Raw genomic sequence first — 15,818 nt, 5'->3', positions numbered from 1 at the left:
CAGTCGACGTGGGCGGCTAGGTCGCCGCCATGGCGCCACGGCAGGGCCGTTCCCGCCGGGCGAGAAGTGGATACCGGCGAGGTCGGGGCGACGGGGGCAGGCCCATCTCACCCGCCGGCTCGTCGTCGCTCGTCCCGCCCGTCGGCTCGAAGCCCGGTTCGCGGTAGAAGTCCTCGGGGCCGCCCTCGCCCTGCTGCCAGGTGACCGTGACGCGGGTGCCGCCGCGGCGGCGGATCTCGTCGCCGACCGCCTCCACGGCGAACCGGCCGTACCCCTTGCCCTGGTGGGCTTCCGTGATGTCGAGGCGCCACAGGCCGTCGCGCGGGCGGTCGTGGTGGCTGTTCTCGGTGAACGGCACGTCGAAGAAGGCCATGACGAAGCCGACCAGTGCGTCGCCGTCCATGATGACGCGGGGCCGGGCGATGTCCCGTGGACGTACGCCTCCGCGAGGGACGTGGCCACCGGCGAGGCGAACTTCTGCTGGTGGGAGGCCACTTGGACGGCGCATGCCTTCAGGAGGTTGTCCGGGGTGACCTTCTCCGGACGGGGGTGCTCTTCGGCACGGGCGGATCCCGGTGCGGCTGTCTCCTGCTGTCGCGGGGTTCTCCCGTGGTGCCGGACTGTTAAATGTTGACAAACCGACTGTGCGGTTTCATTCTTGCTCTATACGCCTGCTCCCAGGGGGGAACCATGAAGGGTGCGACCGACTTACTCCACCGGCCTGATCAGCCGCAGTCGACCTACTCGCTCAAGCGCCATCAGCAGGACGGGCCACGGTCGCGCGTCGTTCCGGTGCCGCCGCGGCGTGACGGTCCGCGGGTGCTCGTGGTGGACGGCGGCGGGGCGCGTGCCGCAGGATCCCTGGTGCAGGGGCTGCGCCGGCACGGCTACACCGCGGAGAGCGTGGCGACCGGCGCGGAGGCTCTCCGGGCGCACCGGGGAGCCGACCTGGTCCTGCTGGACCTCGACCTGCCCGATCTGGACGGCCTTGAAGTCTGCCGTGGCATCCGGGCCACCTGCCAGACACCTGTCATCGCTGTCTCCGCCCAGGACTCCGAACTCGACCGGGTCCTCTGTCTCCAGGCCGGCGCCGACGACTGCGTCACCAGGACGTGCGGATTCCGTGAGCTGACGGCCCGCATGGAGGCGATCCTGCGGCGCGCCAGGCCGCGGCAGCCGCGCGCCCGGGTCGTCACCCGCGGCCCGCTGCGTATCGACGCCGGGTCCAGAGAGGTGGTGCTGGACGGCCGCCCCGTCGAGATGACCCGCAAGGAGTTCGACCTGCTGTACCTGCTCGCGGCGCAGCCGGACAGAGTCGTCTCCCGCAGGCAGCTGATCTCCCAGGTGTGGGACGGCTCGGTGTCGCGGCCGGGGCGGACCATCGACACCCACGTCAGCAACGTGCGCGGCAAGCTCGGGTCGAGCGCCTGGATCGTCACGGTCCGCGGGGTCGGCTTCCGGCTGGGGCAGCCCCAGCCGTCACCCTCCTAGCACGGTGCGGGCGTGCAGCTGGGCCGCCGGGGAGAACTGCAGAGCGTTGTGCCCCGCGCCGCAGGTCACGTCGCGCCAGCGGCGCTGCAGCTCCTCCTGCTCGGCGTGCGCGCGCGTCCCCGCGCTCCGCAGCAGGCGGTCCACGGCCGTGGCGAGGATCTCGGCGGCGAGGGCGCAGTCCCGCACGGCGCGCGCCGTGCCGGCCTCGGTGACCGAGCCGGAGTCGGCCGCGCGGGCCACCCGGTCCAGCGCCAGGGCGGCCAGTTCGACCTCGCCGTCCGACCGCGCGAGGATCTGCTCGTACGTCCCCTGGTCGGTGGCACCGGACACCCCGGCGGGCGCGCCCGACAGCCTGGCTCCGGCCAGTTCCGTCCAGCGGCGCACCGCGCCCCTGGCCGTTCCGAGGAGCGGGGCCGTCAGGGACAGGCCGTTGACCGCCTTGAGCGGCAGCCGGTGGCACGGCGCCGCGGAGGCCTCGACGGGCCGGCCCGTCACCGCTGCGGCGAGCGGCACCGAGCGCTCCTGCGGGACCATGACTCCGTCCACCGCCGCGGTGTTGCTGCCCGTGCCCCGCATGCCCAGGGTGAACCAGGTGTCCTCGACCGCGACATCCGTCGTGGGCACGGCGAACAGCCGGATCTCCGTCCCGCCCGCCGTCTCCGTACGGGCCGCGAGCAGGACCCAGTGGGCGAAGCCGACGCCGCTGACGTAGGGCCAGCTGCCCGACACGGTCCAGCCGCCCGGCACCGGGGTGGCGGTCCCGGCCGGGATGAGCCCGGCGGCGACGACGGTCCCGGCGCCCTTCGCCCACACCTCCTCCTGCCCTGCCCGGGGCAGGAAGCCGGTCAGCCGGCCTGCGGCGGCCGTCACCGAGGCCACCCACGCGGCGGAGGCGCAGCCCTCGCCCAGGGCGGCGGTGGCCTGCGTGATCTCGGCGAAGCCGGCGTCGGCCGTGCGGGACGCGCCGCCCGGGCTCAGGGGGGAGAAGTGGCGGGTGAAGCCCGCGTCGACGATCGCGGCGATCACCTCGGGGTGCAGGTCGCGGCTGGTGTCCGCCGCGGCGGCGTGCCGGGCCACGAGGGGCACGGCCGCACGGGCGGCGGCGACCAGGGGCGATGTGGATGTTGTCTCTGCTGCGACGACGGTCACGGAGAACTCCTGCGTACGTATACGTATGGGTCAGGCTGGTCCGGGGGCGCCTCCCGGCCTGCCGGCTCGGGGGCGCTCTCTCGGGGTGGCTCCGGTGGTCCGGCCTCGCGGACGTCGCCGTGGCGGGCGGCACGGGCGGGGCCGCGAGGGGTCAGCCTCGTGCGCCCGCCCTCTCGGCGGCCGTCATGAAGACCTCCGCGGTCGGCGGCAGGCGGTCCAGCGCGTCCCGGAAGGCGGCCCGGCCCGCGGCCAGCGTGTCCCGGACCACCGGGTCGTACAGCACGGCCTCGACGCCCGCCACCACGGACTCCTCGTCGAACAGCTCGGTCCGCAGCGCGGTGTCCGTGAAAGGGTTGTCCTCCAGCAGCGGCCCGACGACGCCGGTCCACCGCAGCGGCCACATGTGGAACGGCGGGATCGGGCCCGGGTGGCTGGCCAGCCACGCGCGGACCTCGGGGGACAGGCCGCCGAACGCCTCCTCCAGTTCCCCGGCCCCGGTGCCCGTCGCGCCTGCGTCGATCGCGAAGCTGTTGAGGGTGAACAGGCCGGGAACGTCCGCCAGGATGGCCCGTTCGAGCGCGAAGGACGGCAGGAACAGGGACATCACGCCGTCCGACGCGCCGAGGAGATCGGTGTACTCGCGTGACGTGTACGTGGGCCGCCGCACGACCCGGTCGGCGGGCAGGCTCTCGAAGCCGTCGAAGACGGGCCCGACGAACAGGAACCGCGTCTCCTTCGGCAGCTTGGACAGGTAGTGGGCCACCAGCTCCGGCACCCGGCCGGCCAGCGCCCTCGTGGCCGGCCCGGCTCGGGTCTGCATCAGGTGCTGCCACGGCAGCGCCGGGATCGCCAGCAGGCGGTCGCCGTCGGCCACGCCCAGGGACCGCCGCACCTCGCGCCGGGCGTCACGGGACAGCGGCGTCACGGTGGGGTCGGCCCGGTAGGGCAGCGCGGGCCCGTCGGGGTCGGCGTGCGGGCGGACGCCCGGCACCGGCCACAGGTGGGCGGGCATGTCCAGGATGCGGTCGCTGACCTGCATCGTCCTGCCGAGGATCTCCACCTCGCGCCCGGTGCGCGTCAGGTCGTACAGGTCGATGGGGATGACCGGGACGCCGAAGTCCTCGACGTACCAGGGATCGGTGTCGTAACTGATCACATGGGTCATCCAGTGGGCGGTGTAGTCGCACAGCACGAGGGCGTCGGGGCGGAACTCCCGCACCACGTCCGCGACGTCGTCACGGACCCGGGATCCCAGCGCCGAGGTGACGGTGGTGTACGTGTGGGCCGTGTGCCGCAGCTGGTCCTCGTTGTAGGCGTCGATCACGAAGTGGCTCGTCACCCCGGCCGGCGCCAGCTGGTCGGCGAGGTCGACGCCCATCCTCGTCTCGTGCAGGGTGAGCGCGAGCGAGGACATGAAGAGCAGTCGCATGGGGTCTCTCCGGTCTGCGTCCGTCTCTATGTCTCTGCGAGAGCGGTGGTACGACGCCCGGGCCGGGCCCGGGCGTCGTCGTCCGCGTCCTCAGAGCTGGTCGTGGCTCACCGTGCGGGACTTCATCTGGAGGCCTTCAGGGCCGTCGACCAGGACGTCGTGGACGACGCAACTGGGCGCCAGGTCGGGCTTGCCGCCGGGGCGGGTCGTTACGACCAGGGCGTACACCGTGGAGCGGATGCTGCCGTCCTGCCGGGGCTCCAGGGCTATGTGGTTGAACCAGTGGCGCCGCTGGACGGGGTCGTTGTCGAAGCGCCGGTGGAACTCGATCAGCTCGTTGAGGATCGCCGGCCGGGTCACGGCCGGTTCGGCGCTCGGGGAGTGCTGGAACTCGCCGTCCTCGGTGAAGGTGGCGACGTAGTCCTCGAAGCGCCCGGCGTCCAGGTGCTGCATCTGGTGCGCGTAGAAGTGCTGGACCCGGGTGTAGAGCTCGGTGGACACCGCGGAGGCGGTGGGGGCGGCGATGGTCATGTCGGAAGCTCCGGTGATGAGTAGGAAGGGAGGAAAGCGAAGGGGCGGAGGGTGCGGCCGAACCCGGCCCAGCGGGCCGCCGCGCCACGCCCCAGCACCCCACGAGGCACACACGACCCCGCAGCTCACGCCGGCCCGCGGCCCGTGCGGTCCCGCAGTTCGCGCGGTTTGCGCAGCCCGTGCGGCTCAGCGGGGCGTCGCTGAGACCACGACCGCCGAGTTGAAGCCCCTGCGGCCGCGGGCCAGGACCAGTGCGTGGCGCACGGGGTGTTCGCGGGGCTCGTCGCGGACGAGGTCGATGCCGTAGTGGTCCGGTACGTCCGTCACCCCGGGGGTCGGCGGGATCACCCCGTCGCGGATCGCCAGCAGCGCGGTGGCGACGTCCAGCGGGCCACCCCCGCCGTACAGTCGGCCGGTGAGCGCCTTCGGCGCGGTGACCGGCACGGCCAGCGGGCCGAAGAGCTCCCGGATCGCGTCGGCCTCGGCCGCGTCGAGGTCCGGTATGCCGGCGCCGTCGGCGAAGACCACGTCGATGTCGCCGGGGGTCAGCCCGGCGTCCGCGAGAGCGGCGGCGGCGACCCGGCCCAAGGCGGGCGGGCGTCCCGATCCAGGCGCGGGGTCGAACCCGGCGGCGTGGCCGGCGAGTTCGCCGTAGATGCGCTCGGCGCCCCGGCGCAGGGCGCTGCCCTTGTCCTCGACGACGAGCAGCGCGCCGCCCTCGCCGGGCACATAGCCGGACGCCTGCGCGTCGAAGGGCAGGTACGCGCGGTCCGGGTCGGTGGCGGTGGTGACGAGGCCGCCGCTCAGCTGCGAGACGTAGCCCCAGGGGTCGAGCGCGGAGTCCACGCCGCCGGCGACCACGAGCTGCGTGCCGCGGCGGATGGTGCGGCGGGCGTGGCCCAGCGCGTCGAGGCCGGCGGCCTGCTCCGCGACCAGGGCGGCGCTCGGGCCGCGCATCTTGTGCCGGATGGAGATCTGGCCGGTGTTGACGGCGTAGAACCAGGCGAAGGACTCGTAGACGCTGACGTACCGCGGCCCCTGCTGCCACAGCTTGCGGAACTCCTGGTGGGTGAAGTCGAAGCCGCCGAGCGCGTTGGCGGTGACCACGCCCATGTCGTAGTCCTGGAAGTCGCCCACACCGACGCCGGCGTCGTCGACCGCCCAGTCGGCGGCGGCGAACGCGAGCTGCGTGGACCGGTCGGTCTGCGGCAGCAGCCGGCTCGGCAGGTGCTCCTCGGCGTCGAAGTCGTCGATCTGCCCGGCCAGCCGGGACGGGTAGCCTGAGGCGTCGAAGCGGGTCACCGGTCCGATGCCGCCGTGGCCGCCGAGGACGGACTTCCAGTAGGTGTCGATCCCGAGGCCGTTGGGAGCGGCGATCCCGAGGCCGGTAATCACTGCTGTGCGGGTGGTCATCAGTTCACTTCCTCCGGGGCGCGCAGAACCATGGCGCTCTGGAACCCTCCGAAACCGCTCCCGACGGTCAGCACGGTGTCCACACGCTGGTCGCGTGCCGTCAGGGGCACGTAGTCGAGGTCGCACTCGGGGTCGGGCTGGTGCAGGTTGGCTGTCGGCGGGACGACGTTGTACTTGATGGCGAGGGCACTGGCCGCGATCTCGACGGAGCCGATGGCGCCGAGGGAGTGCCCGACCATGGACTTGATGGAGCTGACCGGCACCTTGTACGCGTGTGTCCCCAGGCTGCGCTTGAACGCGGCGGTCTCGTGCCGGTCGTTCTGCTTGGTGCCGGAGCCGTGGGCGTTGACGTAGTCCACGGTCGTGGGGTCGATCTGGGACTCGTCCAGCGCGTGGCGGATGGCCTCGGCCATCTCGCGGCCGTCCTTCTTCAGACCGGTCATGTGGTACGCGTTGCAGCGCGTGGCGTAGCCGGTGATCTCGGCGTAGACGGGTGCGCCGCGGCGGCGGGCCGCCTCGTACTCCTCCAGGACGAACACGGCGGCGCCCTCGGCGAGGACGAAGCCGTCTCGGGTGGCGTCGAAGGGGCGGGAGGCGCGGGCCGCGTCGTCGTTGCGGGTGGTCGTCGCCCTGATGGCGTCGAAGCAGGCGACGACGATCGGGGAGACGGGGGTGTCGGCCGCCCCGGTGATCATCACGTCGGCGGAGCCCTCGCGGATGAGCTGTACGGCGTGGCCGACGGCGTCGAGCCCGGAGGTGCAGCCGTCGGACACCAGGGTCACGGGGCCCTCGGCACCGGCGGCCCAGGCGACTTCGGCGGGCATGGCGCCGGGGGTGAGGTAGTCGAACATGTGGGGGGAGAGGTACTCGGGGGAGACCACCCAGTCCCGGCCGCGGTCCGACATCACCTGGTACTCGTTCTCCAGGCTGGTCGCGGCGGCGACGGCGCTGCCGAGGCTGACGCCGATACGGTGCGGGTCCCGCCCGCTGAACTCCAGGCCGCTGTCGGCCACGGCCTCGCGGGTGCAGGCCACGGCGAACTGGGTGGAGCGGTCCATCCTGCGGATCTCGCGGGGGGTGAGTCCTTCGTCCTCGGGGTGGAAGTCGGCTTCGCCGGCCACCTGCGACCGGAAGGGCGAGGCGTCGAAGAAGGAGATACGGCGGGTGGCCGTGCGACCGGCGGTCAGCAGGTCCCAGAACTCCTTCTTGCCGGACCCGCCCGGCGCGCGCACGCCGATGCCGGTGATCACTACTCGCCTGCTCAAGGCTGGCTCCTGTCGTCTGTAGTCGGGCGCTCCTTGTTTCGGGGGCGTGTGCCGCCGGCGGCGGCCGGCCCCCGGAGCGCCGGGTGGGTCAGTAGTTGCCCAGCCCGCCGCACACGTTGAGGGCCTGGGCGGTGACCGCTGCGGCCGCGTCGCTGACGAGGTAGCCGACCATCGCGGCGACCTCCTCGACGTCGACGTACCGCCCGATCGGCACCCGGGTGGTGACCTTCTCGGCGGCCTGCTCCACCGTGATGCCGTACATGTCGGCGTAGTGGTGGCGGACCCGCTCGGCCATGGGGGTCTCGACGAAGCCGGGGCAGACGGCGTTGGCGGTGATGCCGGTCTTGGCGAGGTCGAGCCCGAGCGCCTTGGTGAAGCCGACGACGCCGTGCTTGGAGGCGGAATAGAGGGCGGCGGTGACCGCGCCCTGCTTGCCGGCCGTGGAGGCGATGTTGATGATGCGGCCCCAGCCCTTGTCGCGCATGCCGCCGGCCTTGAGGACCTCGCGCGTCACCAGGAAGACGCTGTTGAGGTTCGTGTTGATTACGTCGTACCACAGCTCGTCGGACATCTCCGCGACGTCGCCGCCGCCGTTGCGGCCGGCGTTGTTGACGAGGATGTCGGGCGCACCGAAGCGCTCCATCGCGGCGGCGACAAACCGCTCGACGTCGGCGCGGCTGGTGACGTCGCAGGTGGTGCCGTCCACGTCGAGGCCCTCGTCGCGGAGTTCCTTGACGGTACCGGCGACCCGCGCCGCGTCGCGGCCACAAAGGTAGACGCGGGCGCCGCCCTTGGCGAGGTTCCTGGCCACGGCCAGGCCGATGCCGCTCGTCGCTCCGGTCACCAGTGCGACCCGGCGGTCCTGTGTGCCCATTGCTGTGTCCTCCGTAACGGGAAGTCGGATGAAGGGGGTGATGAGGAAAGGGGGAAAGAGGAAGGGCGCGGGGATCCGGCGACCTGAGCCAGCGTCGCGCCGGGGCTTCAACGCCGAGTCAAGACGCGCTCAGGAGGCCGCGCGCTGCAGCACCGGGGCGCGGCCGGTGGGCGGGCAGCTGGGCGACGCGCGGGCCGGCGACGGCTCGGCGCTCCTGCCGGGTGCCGAGCAGTTCGAGGTAGAGGTCCTGGAGGTCGGCGGACGGTTCGACGCCCAGCTCCTCGCGGAGGATCCCGCGCAGGCTCTGGTACGCCTGCAGGGCTTCCGCGCGGCGGCCCGACCGGTGCAGGGCGTGGATGAGGTGGTGGTGGAACCACTCGTTGAGGGGGTGGGCGCTGACCAGTTCGCGGAGCTGGGGGATGGCCTCACGGTGCAGTCCCAGGCGCAGTTGTGCCTCGATGCGCAGCTCGTACGCGCGCAGCCGCAGTTCCTCCAGGTAGGCGACGCGACCCTGGAGGACGCGGCCGGCGTGGATGCTGCCCAGCGCCGGGCCCCGCCACAGGGCGAGGGCGGAGTGCAGCAGGTCCAGGGCGTGTGCCGGGTCGCCGTGCTCCAGCTCGCGGCGACCGTCGGACACCAGCCGCTCGAAGATCTTGATGTCGACCTGGTCCTCCCGGACGTCGAGCAGGTAGCCCTGGGCGTGGGTGGTGAGGATGGGCCGGTCGGCGGGGACCAGGCCTTCGTTCACGAACATCCGCCGGGCGTAGTAGATGTACGTCTGGAAGGTGGTCGTGGCGCGGCGGGGCGGGTTGTCGCCCCAGAGTTCCTGGATGAGGCAGTCGAAGCCGACGATCTCGCCCGGCCGGGTGAGGAGCACGGCCAGGGTCTGGCAGACCTTGGGCATGCCCGGCGAGTGGACCGCGCCGTTGTCGTCGACGATCTCGAATGAGCCGATGATGTTGAACTGCATGGCGGGGGGCTCCTCGGGGTCTCGCCCGGTCGGGGTTGTCCTCGGATGTGGCTCAGATGGGGCTCAGGCGTGGCACACGGGCAGCGATCCGTGGTACTGGACCATGTCCGAGAACATGCCGTTGATGTCGAGCGGCGCGCCCGGTGCGGCGCCGCGGGCCTCCGCGTAGGCGCGGTGCAGGTTGGGGACCAGCCGTTCGGAGTCGAGCAGGCCGTCCCATTCGCCGAGGTCGGCCTCGCGCGCCGTCTCCAGTGGGGTCAGTCCGGCGGCGAGACCCTTGTCGGCGGTGTCCCGCAGCCAGTGGAAGTAGCGCTCGGCGGTGTCCAGCAGCTCCGGTCCCGCCACCGGTCCGTGCCCAGCGACGATCACCTCGGGGCGCAGGGCCCGCATCTCGGCGACCGCCTTCAGGGACCCGCTGATCGAGCCCATGAGGCAGAACGGGGTGGCGCCGGACAACAGCAGGTCCCCGGCGAACAGCACGCGCTGCCGCGGCAGCCACACGGCGGTGTCGACGGCGGTGTGGGCCGGTCCCATGGGGACGAGCTCGACCGGTGTCGTACCGATGTGCAGGGTGAGCCGGCCGCGGAAGGTGACGGTGGGGAGGGCGACGGACACCTCGCCCCAGGAGACCTCCGGCCACAGCGTCGTCAGGTGGAGGCCGACGGCGTCCATCTCGGCGCGGGTCTCCTCATGGGCCACGACGACCGCGTGGTCCGTGAAGACGTGGTTGCCGAAGGTGTGGTCGCCGTGGGAGTGGGTGTTGACGACGAACCGGGGCGGCGTCGGGGAGACCGCGGCGACGGCCTTCTTCAGGGCGAGGGCCCGCGCCTGGGTGGCGGCGGTGTCCACGAGCAGGGAGCTGCCGTCGGACACCACGAAGCCGGCGTTGTTCAGGCACCAGCCGCCGTCGGGCTGCAGGTAGGCGTGGACGCCGTCTGCGACCTCGCGCAGGTGGGGCGCGTCGGCGGTGCTCCACCGCGTCACCATGACCGGGCCGCCTTCGCGCAGGTCTCCAGGATCCGCAGCCGGCCCTCGAGGGTGGTGGCGGCCGCGGAGACCATGATGCTGAGCGTCGTCACACCGGCCGCGGCGTACTCCTTCATGCGTTCGGCGATGCGTGCCCCGGGTCCGATGAGGCCGGTCATGTCGATGAACTCGGTGGGGACGGCGGCCTGCGCGGCGGCGCGGTCGCCGGCGGCCATGTGGGCCGTCATCCGCTCGACGTCGTCGGCGAAGCCGAGGCGCCGTGCGAGGGCGCAGTAGAAGTTGGTCTCGGTGTCGCCGATGCCCATCAGGTAGAAGTACTGGCCGCGCAGCTCGTCCGCGGCGTCCTCCAGCCGGTCGGCGACGGCTGTCGGCAGGGAGGGCATGACCTCGAAGCCGTCGAGTCCGAGCCCCCGGGCCGCCCGCCCCTTGGCGATCTCCGCCACCGCGTCCCGGATGCCGTCGGGTGAGGTGAACACGCCGATCCAGCCGTCCGCGATCTCGCCTGCGAGCTGGAGGTTGCGGGGGCCGACCGCTCCCAGGTAGACGGGCAGGTCGGCGCGGTGGCCCTCGGTGTAGAGGTGGATCGGGGCGGCGGCCCGGTCGGACGGCGGCAGGCGGAAGTGCTTGCCCTGATAGGTGACGGGGCCGCCGCGCAGGGCGGCGCGGACGATCTCGACGTACTCCCGGGTGCGCATGAGCGGCCGGTCGAAGGGCACGCCGTACCAGCCCTCGGAGACGTCCGGGTTGGACAGGCCGAGTCCGAGCCGGAAGCGGCCCGCGGTGAGCGCGTCGAGCGTGGCCGCGGTGAGCGCCGCGGAGGCCGGCGGGCGGGCGGGGATCTGCATGACGGCGGAGCCCAGGCCGATGCGGGAGGTCCGGCCCGCCAGCAGGCCCAGGACGCTCACGGCGTCGTTGCGGTAGCCCTCCGGCGCGAGCGCCAGGTCGTAGCCGAGCTCCTCGGCGGCCTCGGCGAGCGGTACGGCCTCCCGGGCGAGCAGGTTGACTGCGAGTTTCATCTCGGTGTGCCTCTCAGATCAGCGCGGCGCCGCCGTCGACCGGTATGACCGCGCCGGTCATGTGGGGGTTGCGGACCGCGGCCAGGACCGCCTCGGCGACGTCGGCGTCGGTGCCGACCCGGCGCAGCGGTGTCTCCTCCCGTACCTTCTCGGCGATCTTCTGGAAGAACGGGTTGTCACGGGTCCACGGGGTCTCCGTCAGCGCTGGGGCCACGGAGTTGACGCGGATGTGCGGGCCGAGTGCGGCGGCGAGCAGCCGGGTCATGTGGTCGAGCGCGGCCTTGCTGACCGCGTACGGGATCGAGCTGCCGACGGGGCGGTTGCCCGCGACGGACGAGATGGTGACGACGCTGCCCGCGCCGGACTCGGCCTTGGCCAGGTGGGGGGCGGCGGCCTGGATCACCTGCCAGGTGCCGATCACGTTGACCCCGAGGATCCTCTGCCACACCTCGGGAGTGACCGCGGCGATGTCGGCGTGCGGAATGACCTGGGTGACACCGGCGCTGTTGACGAGGACGTCGAGTCGGCCGTACCGCTCGATCACTGCGTCGACGAGCCGTACGGCGTCGGCCTCGTCCGAGACATCGGCCTGCACGTAGTGCGCGTCGGGCAGCTCGGCGGCGAGTTCCCGGCCCTTCTCGGGAGACCGCGATGAATTGATGACGAGACGCATTCCCTCCGCGGCGAGGCGTGCGGCGATGGCGGCGCCGATTCCGGAAGAGGACCCCGTCACCAGAGCGACTCGGTTTTCCGTCACGAATACTCCTCCAATTATCTGTCCGCAGCGCGCCGGGATGTTCGGTGAGCAGCCGGAACCAGGTGGCTGCTATGGCTCCTATGTGCCGGCATTTCTCTGGAGCGCCGGGGCTGTCGAAAGAGATGCAAGTGGAGCGCTCTGGGACGGTCAACCCGACTTGACCTCAACTTGTCCATGTCGGAGCCGAGTTGCGGAAGATTTGCAGTGCATTGGAGTTCCGCGCGCACCCGGGTCGCGGGCGGCGCGTTGACCGGGCGTTGAGCCGCCCTCGAGCGAGGTCCGCGAGGCTCGTGCCGGTTCGCTGCTCCCTCCGCGAGGCCGGGACGACACACCGTGACCCTGGTCACATCCAACAGTGTTGACCTCAAGTGCAGTTGAGCTTGAAGCATGGGTGCTGCCCGAGCGCCGCGTCCCGCGGGTGCACCGGCAGCACCCCTGCCCCGTCTTCCCTTCCGCCCTGCCTGGAGGTCGCGTTGGCCCCCCCTACGCTCTTCCCGAGTGACGGCCGTCGTCGCATGACCATGGCCGCCCTGTTACTCGCGTCCACCCTGACGGTGATGGCGGGTACGGTCCTCGCGCCCGTCGTGTCGGAGATCCGCACGGCGCTGGACGTCAGCGGCACCGCCGCCGGGCTGATCCTCACCGCGCACGGCCTCTCCCTCGCCGTCGTGAGCCCGGTCGTCGGCTGGACGATCGACCGCTGGGGGTTGCGCACCCCCATGTCCGCCGGGCTGATCCTGTACGGCGTCGCGGGCGGCGCCGGCCTGTTCACCGACTCGTACGGGATGCTGATCGCCAGCCGGTTCCTCTTCGGGATCGGCGCCGCCGCGGTGTTCACCGGGACGACCGTGGCACTGATGGCGCTGTTCCAGGGCCCCGAGCGGGACAAGATCGCGGGGTGGCGCTCCACCGCCATCGGACTCGGCGGTGTCGTCTGGCCGCTGCTGGCCGGCGGGCTGGCCGTGCTGTCCTGGCACGGCCCGTTCGCCGTCTACCTCATCGGCATCCCCGTCGGCATCGCCATGCTGATCACGATGCCGAACGTCCCGCCGGCCGCCCCCGGCAACCGCGGCGGCATCGTCACCCTGCTGCGCACGACACCCCGCCTTCTCGTCCTGTACGCCCTGTCCTTCCTGGCGTCCTTCCTGCTGTACGTGCTGATCGTCTTCCTGCCCCAGCGGTTCGACCAGCTCGGGATCGACGACCCGGTCACGATCGCGGTCATCACCGCCAGCGTGTCCCTCGCCGGCAGTGTCTCCGGATTCTTCTACGGCACGATGCGCGCGAACCTCGGCTACTCGGCGCTGCTGCGCATGGCTCTGGCCCTGTGGGGCCTCGGCTTCCTGGTGGGCGCCCTGGTGAGCCAGCCCGTCCTGCTCGCCCTGTCGGCCGTGCTGTTCGGCGCGGGCAGCGGCATCTCCGTACCGGCCCTGGCCATGCTGACCGGTGAGTCCTCGCCGGCCGCGATGCGGGGACAGGCGATGGCGCTGTCGGGCACCGCCAACTTCGCCGGCCAGTTCTCGGCGCCCGTTGTCATCGGCCCGCTGGTCGGCGCCACCTCGATCACCAGCGGCTTCCTGATGGCGGCGGCGCTCGCCGGACTCGTCCTGATCGCGCTCTTCTTCGTGCGCCTCCAGGGCGCGGCGCAGGAGCCCCAGGCCGCACAGGAGGCGCTCACGGTGCCGTCCGCGCCCAAGGCAGGAGCCTGAAGCCCGACGGCGACGCCGGGGCCCGTCTCCGGGCGCCTCTCGAACCAGTCTTGAGCCAGCCTCGAAATCCCCTGCGGAGGATCAGCGCCATGAGAATCCTCTTCGTCTGCGGCGGCACGTCCGGCGTGGTCTTCTCGATCATCCCGTTGGCCCAGGCCGCCCGAAACGCGGGCCACGAAGTGTTCATGGCCGGGCCCGAGGACGTCATGCCGCTCGTCACGCGCGCCGGCCTGCCCGGAGTCCCCGTGACCGCCACGTCCATGATGGACACCCTGCTCGACGACGACGGCAACCGCATCCCCATCCCCACGGACCTGCACGAGCGCTTCCTGTTCAACGGCCGCTGCTTCGGCCGCTACGCCGCCAACTGCATGGAGGGCCTCCTCCCCCTCGTGGACCGCTGGCGGCCCGACATCGTGGTGGGCGGTGTCTTCGCCTTCGCCGCCCCGCTGATCGCAGCCCACGTCGGCGTCCCGTACGTCAAACACGCCGTCGACATGGGCGAGCCCCGCACCATCGACCTCGCCGCGGCGGCGGAGCTCGGCTTCACGCTGGAGCGCCTCGGCCTGTACGACATGCCGCGCGCCGACCTGTTCGTCGACACCTGCCCGCCGAGCCTTCGGCTCTGGGACGCGCCTCCCGCCCAGCCGATGCGCTACGTCCCGTACACCACGCCGAAGCAGCTCGAACCGTGGATGTACGCCAAGGGGGACCGGCCCCGGGTCCTGGTGACCGCGGGCAGCCGCATCACCCCCGACTACTACTTCGACGTGCTGGCCGCGCTGGTGAAGAAGGTCCAGCACCTGGACGTCGAGCTGCTCGTCGGCGCGCCGGACGACATGGCCGCCAAGTTGGGGCCGCTCCCGGAGAACATCCGCGCGGGCTGGCTGCCGCTGGACGTGCTGGCCCCGACCTGCGACGTCGTCGTCAACCACGCCGGCGGGAACACGGTGCTCGGCAGCATGGCGCACGGCGTGCCCCAGGTCCTCATCCCGTACCTGCCCTACGTCGTGGACTACTCCACGCGGCTCACCGAGTTCGGCGCCTCGAAGATGATCCGGCCGGGGGACGACACCGCCGAGAACATCGCCGCCGCGGTGCAGGAGGTGCTGGGGACCTTCTCGTACCGCGAGCGAGCGGAGGCACTCCGCGAGGAGATGGCCGCGATGCCGAGCCCGGCGGAGGTCGTCCGCGTGCTGGAGCGGCGGGCCGAGCAGGGCCGGCTCGAACCGGCCGCGCCTGCCCGCCCGTGACCACCGGTTCCTTCTATCTCTCCCCTCTCTGTGTAAGAACGAACGAAAGGCACTCCCTTGAAGGCTGCAGCGATCAACTCCTTCGGCGGTCCCGAAGTGGTCGAACTGCTCGAGGTCGAGACCCCCGTCGCCGGTCCCGGACAGGTCCGGGTCCGGGTCAGGGCCGCCGGGATCCAGGCGTCCGACTGCGCCGTCCGGGGTGGCTGGGCGCCGCCGGGACAGACGCTGGAGTTCCCGCAGAAGATCGGTAACGAGTTCGCGGGCGTCGTCGACCAGGTCGGCGAGGGGGCCGAAGGGTTCCCGGTGGGCAGCGAGGTCCTGGGCTGGGCCCTGCTGGCCTGCCACGCCGAGTACCTGGTGGTCCCCACGGACCAGATCGTGAAGAAGCCCGCCGGCATGCCCTGGGACGTGGCCGGTGTGCTCTCCGCGTCCGGGCAGACCGCGCACACGGCCCTGGACCGGCTGAAGGTCGGTGAGGGCGACACCCTGCTGGTCCACGCCGCGGCCGGCGGCGTCGGCACTGTCGCGGTGCAGCTCGCCCGGGCCTACGGCGCGAAGGTCGTCGGCACGGCGAGCCCGCGCAACCACGAGTACCTTCGCTCGCTGGGCGCCACGCCCGTGGCGTACGGGGAGGGGCTCGTCGAGCGGGTCCGCGAGCTGGCGCCCCAGGGAGTCACTGCCATCCTCGACGGCGCCGGCGGCGAGGCCCTCGACGCCTCGGTGGCGCTGCTGGACAACCGGGATCGGATCGGCACCCTGGTGGGCTTCGAGCGGGTGGAGGAACTCGGCATCATGGCGCTCTTCAGCCAGCGGTCCACCGAGCGCCTCCAGGCACTCGTCGACCTCTACGCCGCGGGCAAGCTGCACATCGAGATCGCGCGGACCTTCCCGCTGGAGCGGGCCGCCGACGCGCACCGCGAGGTCGAGACCCGGCACGTTCGGGGCAAGCTGGCCATCGTCGTCGACTGAGCGCA

The 15,818-nt window shown here is 72.2% G+C and carries 15 protein-coding genes; 4 read left to right on the top strand and 11 right to left on the bottom strand.

The genetic code is table 11. The features are described 5' to 3' along the window. Nucleotides 1-16 precede the first annotated feature (16 nt). Nucleotides 17-403: a GNAT family N-acetyltransferase gene (locus tag I3F58_RS12220; RefSeq protein ID WP_308354995.1), complete on the bottom strand. Its 387-nt coding sequence runs from the start codon at nt 401-403 to the stop codon at nt 17-19. 287 nt (nt 404-690) lie between these two features. Here I3F58_RS12220 and I3F58_RS12215 point away from each other — a divergent pair, with 287 nt between their 5' ends. Further along, nucleotides 691-1,491 (top strand): response regulator transcription factor, encoded by an 801-nt coding sequence (locus I3F58_RS12215; protein WP_240108364.1) that lies wholly within the window; start codon nt 691-693, stop codon nt 1,489-1,491. Here I3F58_RS12215 and I3F58_RS12210 read toward each other — a convergent pair. From I3F58_RS12210 to I3F58_RS12165, 10 genes are all read right to left on the bottom strand, one after another. Beyond that, entirely contained in the window at nt 1,480-2,640 is a 1,161-nt protein-coding gene (locus I3F58_RS12210) for a hydrolase (RefSeq protein WP_240108363.1), read from the bottom strand. The two genes, I3F58_RS12215 and I3F58_RS12210, sit on opposite strands and share 12 nt — an antisense overlap. A 151-nt stretch (nt 2,641-2,791) precedes the next feature. After that, the gene (locus I3F58_RS12205) at nt 2,792-4,069 is read right to left on the bottom strand and encodes a DUF6365 family protein (protein WP_240108362.1); all 1,278 of its coding nucleotides are present in this window, start codon (nt 4,067-4,069) and stop codon (nt 2,792-2,794) included. A 90-nt stretch (nt 4,070-4,159) separates the two neighbouring features. Continuing rightward, nucleotides 4,160-4,600: a nuclear transport factor 2 family protein gene (locus I3F58_RS12200; protein ID WP_240108361.1), complete on the bottom strand. Its 441-nt coding sequence runs from the start codon at nt 4,598-4,600 to the stop codon at nt 4,160-4,162. A 186-nt stretch (nt 4,601-4,786) separates the two neighbouring features. Further along, a complete protein-coding gene (locus tag I3F58_RS12195; protein ID WP_240108360.1) occupies nt 4,787-6,013 on the bottom strand; it encodes a ketosynthase chain-length factor in 1,227 nt (408 codons plus the stop codon). Beyond that, the gene (locus I3F58_RS12190) at nt 6,013-7,278 is read right to left on the bottom strand and encodes a beta-ketoacyl synthase (protein WP_240108359.1); all 1,266 of its coding nucleotides are present in this window, start codon (nt 7,276-7,278) and stop codon (nt 6,013-6,015) included. The genes I3F58_RS12195 and I3F58_RS12190 overlap by 1 nt, the downstream gene beginning before the upstream one ends. Nucleotides 7,279-7,366: 88 nt before the next feature. Continuing rightward, a complete protein-coding gene (fabG, locus tag I3F58_RS12185) occupies nt 7,367-8,152 on the bottom strand; it encodes a 3-oxoacyl-ACP reductase FabG (protein WP_240108358.1) in 786 nt (261 codons plus the stop codon). Between the two features lie 118 nt (nt 8,153-8,270). Further along, entirely contained in the window at nt 8,271-9,122 is an 852-nt protein-coding gene (locus I3F58_RS12180; RefSeq protein WP_240108357.1) for an AfsR/SARP family transcriptional regulator, read from the bottom strand. Between the two features lie 63 nt (nt 9,123-9,185). Then, complete coding sequence (locus tag I3F58_RS12175; protein ID WP_240108356.1) at nt 9,186-10,109, bottom strand: MBL fold metallo-hydrolase; 924 nt, start codon at nt 10,107-10,109, stop codon at nt 9,186-9,188. Further along, a complete protein-coding gene (locus I3F58_RS12170) occupies nt 10,103-11,125 on the bottom strand; it encodes an LLM class flavin-dependent oxidoreductase (protein ID WP_240108355.1) in 1,023 nt (340 codons plus the stop codon). Before I3F58_RS12170 ends, I3F58_RS12175 begins: the two co-directional genes overlap by 7 nt. Before the next feature lie 13 nt (nt 11,126-11,138). Further along, entirely contained in the window at nt 11,139-11,882 is a 744-nt protein-coding gene (locus I3F58_RS12165; protein ID WP_240108354.1) for an SDR family NAD(P)-dependent oxidoreductase, read from the bottom strand. 521 nt (nt 11,883-12,403) lie between these two features. Between I3F58_RS12165 and I3F58_RS12160 the strand changes: the two genes are divergently transcribed. From I3F58_RS12160 to I3F58_RS12150, 3 genes are all read left to right on the top strand, one after another. Further along, nucleotides 12,404-13,591, top strand: coding sequence for an MFS transporter (locus I3F58_RS12160; protein WP_240108353.1), 1,188 nt, complete (start codon nt 12,404-12,406; stop codon nt 13,589-13,591). A gap of 89 nt (nt 13,592-13,680) precedes the next feature. Continuing rightward, entirely contained in the window at nt 13,681-14,844 is a 1,164-nt protein-coding gene (locus I3F58_RS12155) for a glycosyltransferase (protein ID WP_240108352.1), read from the top strand. 57 nt (nt 14,845-14,901) lie between these two features. Then, nucleotides 14,902-15,813: an NADP-dependent oxidoreductase gene (locus tag I3F58_RS12150; RefSeq protein ID WP_240108351.1), complete on the top strand. Its 912-nt coding sequence runs from the start codon at nt 14,902-14,904 to the stop codon at nt 15,811-15,813. The last annotated feature ends 5 nt before the right edge of the window (nt 15,814-15,818 follow it).

The sequence above is a fragment of the Streptomyces sp. MUM 203J genome (assembly GCF_022414595.1).
Classification (GTDB): domain Bacteria; phylum Actinomycetota; class Actinomycetes; order Streptomycetales; family Streptomycetaceae; genus Streptomyces.
Note: the sequence above shows the minus strand (reverse complement) of the source record. Positions and strands in the feature narration are given on the sequence as shown.

Excerpts from the sequence above, each read along its gene's own strand:
- I3F58_RS12220 (WP_308354995.1), bottom strand. The coding sequence starts at position 403 with ATGGACGGCGACGCACTGGTCGGCTTCGTCATGGCCTTCTTCGACGTG.
- I3F58_RS12215 (WP_240108364.1), top strand. The coding sequence starts at position 691 with ATGAAGGGTGCGACCGACTTACTCCACCGGCCTGATCAGCCGCAGTCG.
- I3F58_RS12205 (WP_240108362.1), bottom strand. The coding sequence starts at position 4,069 with ATGCGACTGCTCTTCATGTCCTCGCTCGCGCTCACCCTGCACGAGACG.
- I3F58_RS12200 (WP_240108361.1), bottom strand. The coding sequence starts at position 4,600 with ATGACCATCGCCGCCCCCACCGCCTCCGCGGTGTCCACCGAGCTCTAC.
- I3F58_RS12195 (WP_240108360.1), bottom strand. The coding sequence starts at position 6,013 with ATGACCACCCGCACAGCAGTGATTACCGGCCTCGGGATCGCCGCTCCC.
- fabG (WP_240108358.1), bottom strand. The coding sequence starts at position 8,152 with ATGGGCACACAGGACCGCCGGGTCGCACTGGTGACCGGAGCGACGAGC.
- I3F58_RS12180 (WP_240108357.1), bottom strand. The coding sequence starts at position 9,122 with ATGCAGTTCAACATCATCGGCTCATTCGAGATCGTCGACGACAACGGC.
- I3F58_RS12175 (WP_240108356.1), bottom strand. The coding sequence starts at position 10,109 with ATGGTGACGCGGTGGAGCACCGCCGACGCGCCCCACCTGCGCGAGGTC.
- I3F58_RS12170 (WP_240108355.1), bottom strand. The coding sequence starts at position 11,125 with ATGAAACTCGCAGTCAACCTGCTCGCCCGGGAGGCCGTACCGCTCGCC.
- I3F58_RS12160 (WP_240108353.1), top strand. The coding sequence starts at position 12,404 with ATGGCCGCCCTGTTACTCGCGTCCACCCTGACGGTGATGGCGGGTACG.
- I3F58_RS12155 (WP_240108352.1), top strand. The coding sequence starts at position 13,681 with ATGAGAATCCTCTTCGTCTGCGGCGGCACGTCCGGCGTGGTCTTCTCG.